This window comes from Bacillus sp. P4_D3, from assembly GCF_056401855.1.
This window is the reverse complement of sequence record NZ_JBFUIN010000152.1, coordinates 1-7,041: the sequence shown is the minus strand read 5'-3', so window position 1 is coordinate 7,041 and position 7,041 is coordinate 1. Positions and strand designations below refer to the sequence as shown.

The window sequence follows — 7,041 nt, the reverse complement described above, 5'->3', positions numbered from 1 at the left end:
GGTTTATATTTACGCTACTTATATATCTTTCTGTAAACGTAATGATCTCTATATTAAAAAACGATACGTATAAAAGGGTTTTAATTTGCGTGTCAATTGGTGTAGTAATTTTATTTACATGGAAGGTGCATCCATTTTTTATTTTGTTTTTACCTTTGAACTTATACGAAATTACATCAAATTATATAGAGAGGAAATGGCAGCTCTTTTTCATTATGATGCTTCCTATTACTTTTACAAATGAAAGTATTCAAATGACATATGGATTAATTGTTGCATTTTCTTTTCTCATTTTAACTATGGCAAATCGCTACATCGCTCGTGTATTAAAGCTTGAATCACAAAATGATAAGATGCGAAAAGATATGCAGCGACTGACGAAAAGCTTACATGAAAATAAAGAGTACATAAGGCAATCGGAGTACACATTTAAGTTAGAAGAGAGAAATCGGTTATCACAAGAAATTCATGATAAAATTGGTCACTCGATGACGGGTGCACTTATTCAAATGGAAGCAGCGAAGAGACTGATGGAAATAGATAAAGTAAAATCTGCGGAGTTATTACAAAATGCAATTCATATTTCGAAAGATGGAATTGAAAGCATTCGGATTACATTAAAAAATATGAAGCCACCAACTGAGCAAATGGGCATTCATCGTATGAAATTATTCATAGAGGAATTTGCCGGTAAGCATGATATGAATATTCCTTTCGTTTATAAAGGTAACTTAGATATGATTTCTCCCATTCAGTGGAAAATTATCGGTGAAAACGTTACAGAGGCGTTAACAAATGCGATGAAATACGCTGATGCGACAGTCATTTCAATCGATATTCATGTACTGAACAAGATGGTGAAAGTACAAGTGAAGGATAATGGTAAAGGTGCAGCTCTTGTTAAAAAAGGCCTCGGCATTATGGGGATGGAGGAGAGAACAGCGTCTGTAAACGGGAAAATTATTGTAGATGGTACAAGTGGTTTTTCAGTAACAATGTTGTTGCCGATATAGTAAGGCAGGATGAGGATGAATCATCTCATATGAAAAAAGTGAATATTCTCATGTGAAAAGAATGAACTTCTGCACTGAGCAGGTTCATTCTTTTTGTTTATAATAAAGTGAAACTTCAATCAGTGGGGGTCTTGTTCATCCCACACTGATTGTTAGTTGAACCAATCGGGCATTTACGGGCAGCCCGACTCCCGCCTAACTTCTTCGCTTCAGCTGAATTTTGAGGTGGGAGTCTTACTGACCGCAAATAGCGGGATAACAGCAGAGAAACCGAAATAGGGGTGAAATGATGAATACATTGGAAATTAAAAATTTAACGAAAAAATTTGGTGACTTCATCGCGGTAGATAATATGTCTTTATCTATTAAAGAAGGAGAAATATTTGGATTTTTAGGATCGAACGGTGCTGGTAAGAGTACAACGATAAATATGATTGCTGGATTGTTAAGAAGTAATGAAGGTGAAATCAGCATACTAGGAAAAAATATAAAGAAACATAATCGATTTGCGAAGATGAACATCGGTATTGTTCCGCAAGATATTGCGATTTATGAAGAGCTAACTGCCTATGAAAATGTGAAATTCTTTGCCGGATTGTACGGATTAAGAGGCGCTGAACTAAAAGCGAGAGTAGAGGAAGCACTTCAATTTGTGGGGCTTAGTGATAAGCATAAAAGTTATCCGAAAAACTTTTCTGGCGGAATGAAAAGAAGATTGAATATAGCTTGTGCAATTGCCCATAGACCAAAGCTAATTATTATGGATGAGCCGACAGTTGGAATTGATCCGCAGTCAAGAAACTATATTCTCCAGTCTGTCCGGAAATTAAATGAAATGGGAAGCACAATCATTTATACAAGTCACTACATGGAAGAAGTAGAAGAGATTTGTACGAAAATAGCAATTGTAGATCACGGTAAAGTGATTGCAGAAGGAACGAAAGAACAGTTAAAAGCGATTATTACAGATACGAAAGATATTTGGATTGAAGTGAAGTCAGTAGAAAATTTAGACGTAGAAAAATTAAAAGAGATAAACGGTGTGAAAGCTGTTCAAATTGAAGAGAGCGTAATTAAAGTGAATTCTGATGCAGGATTAAATAATTTAAATAAAATTATTCAACACTTTATTAATCATGACATTGAAATTCGTTCGTTAGAGGAGCAGGCTCCGAACTTAGAAACTGTATTCCTTACGTTGACTGGAAGAAACTTACGAGATAAATAAAAGGTAAATGAAGAAAAGGTAAAGGGAGGTTCATCAATTGAACATCTTTAATATTGCAGTGATGCACATTAAAAGAGATTTCAGGGACGTAAGAACTTTAGTTTTTATGTTAGCATTTCCGATTGTGCTTATGCTTGTGTTAGGAACAGCGTTAAGTAACGCATTTAATAGCGATAGTCAATCGATTAAGGATATACAAGTGCTATATAAAGATGAAGCGAGTAGCACATTTTCTCAATCATTTGAAGCATTTACGAAAGAAGTCGATAAATCAGGTATTCACTTTAAGAAAATTTCCGTAGGTATAGATGGAAAAGAAGAAGTGAAGCAAAATAAATATGCTGCCTATGTAGAATTAAATAAAGATGGTGCGAAATTTTATGGAAGTGACAGAAGTAGTATTGAAGGAAGTATTGTTGAAGGAATGCTTACGACATTTGTTGATAAGTACAATGTAGCGGCCGAAGTTGCAAAAGTAGATCCAAGTAAGGTTAACGCAGTTATTTCAAACGGAAATCATAATGATTATATTAAAGAAACATCTTTACAAGCTGCTAAAAAACCAGGTTCTATGGATTACTATGCGGTTGTAATGACAACGATGATAGCACTGTATGCTGCGATGGGAGCGAGTTTTTTAATTCGAGGAGAACGAATACGTAAAACAGGAGATCGTCTCATTGCGGCACCTATAAGTAAAGCTGAAATTTTCATTGGGAAAGTGCTAGGTAGTCTTGTAGCGAATGCACTTTGTTTACTACTTGTCGTTTTATTTAGTAAATTTGTTTTTCAAGCGAATTGGGGCGACCATCTTGGAATCATATTTATTATTTTACTAACAGAAGTCTTTCTAGCAATTAGCTTCGGTTTAGGGATTGGATATATTACAAAAACAGGTGAATCATCTAGAGCAATTATTATGGTAGTTGTGCAATTAGCTTCTATTTTTGGGGGTGCATATTTCATAGTGGAAGAAAATGTCGTAACGAATTTATCACCATTAACGTGGGCGAATACAGCCATTATGAAAATTATTTATGCAAATGACATAGGGGCGGCGCTTCCGGTAATATCTTTAAACCTAGGAATTTCAGCACTCTTTTTATTAATTGCGATTATTGCATTACGTAGACGGGAGGGGCTATAGTATGAAAGACATTTTATGGCTCATACAAAAAACGTTATCTGTACTTCTGAAAAATAAAAAAGGTTTATTAATTATTATTAGCTTGCCGATAATAGGAACACTCATCTCCTTTTCGATATACGGAAATGTAGGGCAAGGAACGTTAAATATCGGGGTTATAAATAAAGAAAATCAGCCAATAGCAAATGATACAGTAAAATTTTTAGAAGGATTAAATCATGTAAATGTAAGTAAAGTTAAGGAGTCTGAAGTAGAAGATAAACTTACTTCAAAAAAACTTGATGGTGTTATTACATTAGATTCTGGTTTTTCCGAAAGTGTTCGAGAAGGGAAACCGAGTCATATTGAGATTTCATCGATTAAAGGCGATCAAGTAACGGGGTTTATAAAATCATATTTATATAACTATGTTGATAATATTGCCGCAATTAGTAAAGTGGCAGGGACGGATCAAAGTACGTTTGATAATATGTATGCAGGGTATCAAAAAAGTTCATTTAAAGTAAAGGCTGAGACACTTGAAGATACTTCGAAAAATAAGGATATGACAAATCAAACTATGGGTTACCTGATCATGTTTATGCTATTTTCAGCAGTGAACTTATCAGGATTTATCTTAAAAGAAAAAGAGAATAGAACGTACTTTAGATTATTATCAACGCCGATAGATGGGAAGAAATTTATATTATCTAATGTTGCAGTAAATATGATGATATTAACAGTACAAATTGTCATTGCAGTATTATTTATGACGAATGTTTTTCACACAAATATAAATATGCCTTTCATAGTGATGATTGGTGTACTCATGCTATTTGCTTTAATAGCAATTGGTTTGTCATTAGTCATTGTGTCTTTTTCGAAAAGTTCAACTGCTTCAAATGCAATGCAAAATATAGTTATCGTACCAACATGTTTGCTTGCTGGATGTTATTTTCCATATGATATTATGCCGAAAGCGGTACAAAAGGTAGCTGATTTTCTTCCGCAGCGTTGGTTACTAGACACAATTTCAAAATTACAGCAAGGAATTCCGTTTTCTGAGTTGTATTTAAACATTTTAATTTTATTCGCTTTCGCGATAGCATTCTTCTTAATTGCTATTTATAAGTTTGGAAGAAATAATGATGCGAGGAATTTTGTTTAATGAGAAAAGGTGTGGCGTAATGCCACGCCTTTTTTGTTCGTAATTTAGAGTATCTTTTGTAATATAGGAATGCTTTTGTAGAGCACTTCATTATGTGAAGCACACACAATATATTTATTGCCAACTAAAAGAAAAATGCTATGCACAACAGCGTTACCATCACCATGTTTTGTTAGTATATCACCGACGACGTTTCCATCTGCCCATTCCAGTTTTGAATGTGAAGGGACGACTTGTAAATATTGAATTGTTTCCACTCCATCTCCTGCAATGAGTGTAGTTTCAATATTTCTTTTCTCTATAACAAATCTATTTTCATTTAATATATCGAGGAAGGGATTTTTCGTTTGCATCTTACTATAAGGAAAAAATGTAATAGAAGAGCCGGATCTTATAAATAAATAATTTCCGTAATCTTTACAAGGAATAACATCTTGTAATCCTGGAAAGTAAAGGTGGATCGCTTCGAATGGATTCATTTTATACAAGGTACTTAAGTAGTGTACGTACTGTTCCATATAGGAATGAACGATATTTATTTTAGAAGAGGCATGAACAGGGAGACTACCTCCAGTCCAATAACTATAATTGGGAGGAGATCCAGCGCTTGGTGTACAGAGTATAATAAGCTGCTCCACATCATTTTCATATTCTTCACTTTGAACGTAAGAACGTGCAAGAAGTCCGCCCAAACTATGACAAACTAAATTTAGTTTATCGCAACCTGTAAATTCTTTAACATAAGCAATCGTTTTTAATAAGTATTTTTGAGTAGAAAAAACAATACGCTGACGCCAGTCATAAAAACAGATAAACAAGTTTTGATTTCGTTTATATCCGATACTTTCTAACATCATGATGAATGGCTCATAAACAAACGCAGAAAGCCCAAAGTTCCAATTACCGGTACCAGGAATAATAATATTACTCATTGAACCGAAAAGACCTGGGATAAAAATAATAGGAGTTTTTCCTCTTTTCATATGCTTCTCTCCTTTAACTTTTTAACAGCCCATAAAAAGTAAGAAAGACATTTCGTATGAAAAAAAAAATTAATGAAACACTACGAAATAGTAAGTAATATGAGCGGAAGGAAATCAAAATGATTAAAAAAATATTGCGAGTTACTTCTATTATTATTGCTATTTTCGTTTTTATTTTAATTTGGATGCATATCGATGTTACTTTAGGCAGGAAAATGGAAGCTGGGAAAAATATGCCGACAGAGTATGCACCTCATTATAGTGACTTTCAATTATATGTAGAAGGGAAGTCGTTTTATAAACAGTTGTTTACTGATATAAGGGAAGCGAAAAGTTCCATTTACACTTACTTTTTCATTTTGTCAGATGATAAAAGTAGCCATACTTTTTTAAACTTATTAAAAGAGAAGGCGAAAGAAGGAGTAAACGTATATTTATCGGTTGATTTAATTAATGATTTATCATTTGAAAGAAAGATGAAAAAAGAATTACAGGAAAGTGGTGTTCATTTTACATACAGTAGAAAACAAGAATTGCCATTCGGATTTTATTCACTTCACCATCGTAATCATCGCCGCATTACGACGATTGATGGGGAAATTGGCTATACGGGTGGCTTTAATATAGGAGATGAATATTTAGGGAAAGATAAGAAATTTGGATACTGGCGTGATTATCATGTACGACTCAGAGGAGAAGGAGCGAAAGATTTAGAAGAGCAGTTTTCCTTAGATTGGAAACGAGATACGAAAGAAGATATAAAAAGGAGTACGAATAAGGCTAGCAAAGGAAATACGCTACATACTATGACAAGTTATAACGGGCATTATGTTGCTCAAAAATATATAGCGTTAATAAAACAAGCGAAGCATTCGATTGTAATTACAACGCCTTATTTTATAGCGAAAAATAAAGCATTAATGAATGCTTTAATTGGAGCGCAAAAGCGTGGTGTTACAGTAAAAATACTTTGGTCATATAAACCGGATATTCCTCTTATTAAAGAGGCAGCATATCCTTATATACGTGAAGCTGTTAAAAACGGGATTACTGTGTATGGCTATAAAAAAGGGATGTTTCATGGAAAGTTAATGCTGATTGATAATGAATTAACTGTTATCGGTACAACGAACATAACTGCTCGTAGCTTCTACATAAATGATGAGATGAATTTGTATATTCATGGTGGATCTATCGTATCGGAAGTGAATGAGGCGTTAACACAAGATTTTCATGATTCGAAAGAAATGACGAAAGAGTTTTTTGAGAAGTTATCTTTTTGGGAGCGTTGTAAGGAGAAATTTGCGGGATTGGTTGATTTTTATTTGTGATAACTTAACTGAAATACCTGAAATTTAAAATATAGTGTGTGCAAAGAAGCATGTGAATATAGTAAATAGGAAGCTGTATTGTTTATTCAATAAGTAGAGAAGTAAGAAAGAACCTTCAAAAAACAGAAGGTTCTTTTTTGTTTTATAATTCATTATTGGTAGTTAAAAAATAGTCTGGTCTAGCGGATGGCC

At 33.8% G+C, this 7,041-nt stretch carries 6 protein-coding genes; 5 read left to right on the top strand and 1 reads right to left on the bottom strand.

What is annotated here, in order from left to right:
• Nucleotides 1-5: 5 nt before the first annotated feature.
• From AC1DTM_RS15290 to AC1DTM_RS15275, 4 genes are all read left to right on the top strand, one after another.
• Nucleotides 6-1,013 carry a sensor histidine kinase gene (locus tag AC1DTM_RS15290; RefSeq protein WP_477000437.1) on the top strand — a complete coding sequence of 336 codons (1,008 nt, stop codon included), beginning with the start codon at nt 6-8 and terminating at the stop codon, nt 1,011-1,013.
• Nucleotides 1,014-1,302: 289 nt separating this feature from the next.
• On the top strand, nt 1,303-2,241 hold the full coding sequence (locus AC1DTM_RS15285; RefSeq protein ID WP_002158411.1) for an ABC transporter ATP-binding protein: 939 nt from the start codon (nt 1,303-1,305) through the stop codon (nt 2,239-2,241).
• 37 nt (nt 2,242-2,278) lie between these two features.
• Nucleotides 2,279-3,388, top strand: coding sequence for an ABC transporter permease (locus AC1DTM_RS15280; protein ID WP_016104465.1), 1,110 nt, complete (start codon nt 2,279-2,281; stop codon nt 3,386-3,388).
• A gap of 1 nt (nt 3,389) precedes the next feature.
• The gene (locus tag AC1DTM_RS15275; protein WP_016104466.1) at nt 3,390-4,535 is read left to right on the top strand and encodes an ABC transporter permease; all 1,146 of its coding nucleotides are present in this window, start codon (nt 3,390-3,392) and stop codon (nt 4,533-4,535) included.
• Nucleotides 4,536-4,579: 44 nt separating this feature from the next.
• On the opposite strand, the gene AC1DTM_RS15270 is transcribed toward AC1DTM_RS15275, so the two are convergent.
• On the bottom strand, nt 4,580-5,518 hold the full coding sequence (locus tag AC1DTM_RS15270) for an esterase/lipase family protein (protein ID WP_477000436.1): 939 nt from the start codon (nt 5,516-5,518) through the stop codon (nt 4,580-4,582).
• A 119-nt stretch (nt 5,519-5,637) separates the two neighbouring features.
• Between AC1DTM_RS15270 and cls the strand changes: the two genes are divergently transcribed.
• Nucleotides 5,638-6,849 (top strand): cardiolipin synthase, encoded by a 1,212-nt coding sequence (gene cls, locus AC1DTM_RS15265; RefSeq protein WP_016104468.1) that lies wholly within the window; start codon nt 5,638-5,640, stop codon nt 6,847-6,849.
• Nucleotides 6,850-7,041 lie beyond the last annotated feature (192 nt).